This window comes from Streptomyces sp. P5F9, assembly GCF_057961495.1.
Genome location: NZ_JBXVPZ010000002.1, coordinates 100,629 through 102,898, shown reverse-complemented (window position 1 = coordinate 102,898; position 2,270 = coordinate 100,629). Strand labels below are relative to the sequence as shown.

Here is a 2,270-nt window from a genome sequence, read left to right as displayed (position 1 = left end):
GGCCTGACCGGTGGCTCCCGGACCTCGTGGATCGCCACGAACAGCACGCCGATGACCGCGGCGGCCACGACGAGCAACGCGACGGCGGTGCGGCGGGCGGGGTGGAGGGCCGGGAGCCGGAACAGCCGGGGCCGGCCCGGGCGCGCAGGGCGTTGCGCAGCTGTTCTTCGAGGGGGTCCGGAGGAAACCCTGAACCGAGGTCCTGCTCGATCATCGGGACGCCTCCGGGGTCACGCGTGTCGTCATCGGGACGCCTCCAACTCTCGGCGCAGGGCGGCCAGTGCGCGGCTCGCGGTGGACTTGACCGCGCCGCGCGACAGGCTCAGGGTGTCGGCGATCTGGGCCTCGCTGAGATGGGACCAGTACCGCAGGACCAGCACTTCACGCTGCCGCCGGGTCAGCCGGTGCAGGGCGGCGATCACTTCCCCGTGTTCCTCGCGCAGGAGAACGGGTTCCTCGGCGGAGGGTGCGTGGCCTTCGCGTTCGGGGACGTGGGCCCGGACCGTACGGCGGCGGCGCAGCACCGAGCGTGGGGTGTTGACCACGCTGGTGCGCAGATACGCGTCGGGATTGTCGAGGCCTGTCAGGCGCTCACCGTGGCGGCGATAGAGCGCGGCGAACACGTCCCGCCGGGCACCGCGTCGACCGGGTCGTCGCCGAGGATGGTGTACGACACCTGCTTTCCCTTGAAGGGGCCGGCGATCCCGCTCGGCACCACCTCGACCGGCTCCGGGCACGGGGCGGCGGGCGTGCCCTTGGCGGGCACCGGCTTCGGGGCGGGCGCGGAGGTGTCCGCGTGGGCGGTGAACGAGCCGCCGACGGCGAGCGCGGCGGCGGCGCCGGTGACGCCCAGGGCGATCCGCACCCGGCCCGCGCGGAGGCTGCGGCGGACGGTGTGACCTGCGGACATGTGATTCCTCGAATCGTCCATGCTGACGGGACTGGCGGGCCGCCGCCACGGATGGCTTCCCGTGGCGAAGGCCCTGGCTCGGAGGCGCCTCCACCCGGACAGACGTTCCGAGGGCATCGAGGTTGCAGGTCGGAGGAATCTTTTCTACGGGCGCGCGTGACGGCCCTTACATGTCCAGGACGATGTCCGTGCCGGGTCGGGCACAGCAGATCAGGATCTCGCCGTCGGCCGGTGGCTCCAGCGGATCGGGGGAGTAGGTGATCGTGCCGGACAGCAGGGGTGTGACGCAGGTGTGGCAGACGCCGGTGCGGCAGCTCCAGCGGGTGGGTACGTCGCAGGCGTCGGCGAGTTCGAGCACACTGCGGTCGTTGTCGTCGTCGAACGGGACGGCGATGCCGCTGCGGGCGAACGTCACCGACGGGCCGGTTCCGGGCGGGCCCTTGGGCTGGTGAGGTGCGCGGACGGGGTGGTCGGTGAGGCCGGGGTTGATGGCGCCCAGAGTTCCGAACAATTCGGTGTGGATGCGTGCGGGGTCGATGCCGGCCTCGGTGAGGGCCTGCCGTACGGCGGTCATGAAAGGGGCGGGGCCGCAGACGTAGGCGGTCGCGTCGGCCGGGACCGCCAGCGCGATGAGCCTGTCCTTTGTGAGGCGCCCCGGGGTGGCATGGGCGCGCTGCAGTTCCTCGGGTGTGGCCGCGCTGTAGAAGACGTGCTCGTGCGCGTCCGGCAGCGAGGCGAGCAGGTCGTGTGCCTCGGCCGCGAGGGGGTGTTCCCGGGGGCCGCGGGCACCGTGGATCCACCAGACCTCACGCTTGCTGCCCTGCGCGGCCAGTTCGTGCAGCATGGACAGCACCGGCGTGAGCCCGATGCCGGCGGAGACGAGGAGCACCGGTCCGCTGTCCTCGGCGTACACGAACTCCCCACGCGGCGCGGCGACTTCGAGTTCGGCGCCGGGCCGTAGCCGTGTGGTGAGGTAGCCGCTCGCCGTGCCGTGGGGCTCGTGCTTGACGCTGATCCGGTAACTGCCGGCGTCGGGGGCGGCGGACAGCGAGTAGCTGCGTACCGGGGCGGGGCCCGTCGTAGCGGGGACGCGCAAGGTGAGGTACTGGCCCGCGCGGGCGGCAGGGAGCGGGGAGTCGTCCGGGGCGGTCAGGCGGATCGAGGTGACCGTCGTGCTCTCGGGGACCACGTCCCTCACCCGCAGGGGACGGAAACCGTCCCAGGCCGGGCGGGCAGTGGTCGTCGTACCGTCGGCGGCGGCGAGCAGTTCACGGAACGACCCCTGCCAGCCGGGGCTCAGCGCGGGCACGTCCAGGGCGAGGCGCACCTTCGCGGGGTCGCGGCCGGGGAGGTAGAGCAG

General features: G+C 72.8%; 2 protein-coding genes. Both read right to left on the bottom strand.

Annotation, left to right across the window (positions count from 1 at the left end; all coding sequences use genetic code 11):
* Nucleotides 1-242: 242 nt before the first annotated feature.
* Nucleotides 243-737, bottom strand: a complete 495-nt coding sequence (locus tag AC31A1_RS00940) for a sigma-70 family RNA polymerase sigma factor (RefSeq protein ID WP_489651316.1) — start codon at nucleotides 735-737, stop codon at nucleotides 243-245.
* Between the two features lie 339 nt (nucleotides 738-1,076).
* A partial coding sequence (locus AC31A1_RS00935; RefSeq protein ID WP_489651315.1) for a 2Fe-2S iron-sulfur cluster-binding protein occupies nucleotides 1,077-2,270 on the bottom strand: 1,194 nt, incomplete at its 5' end.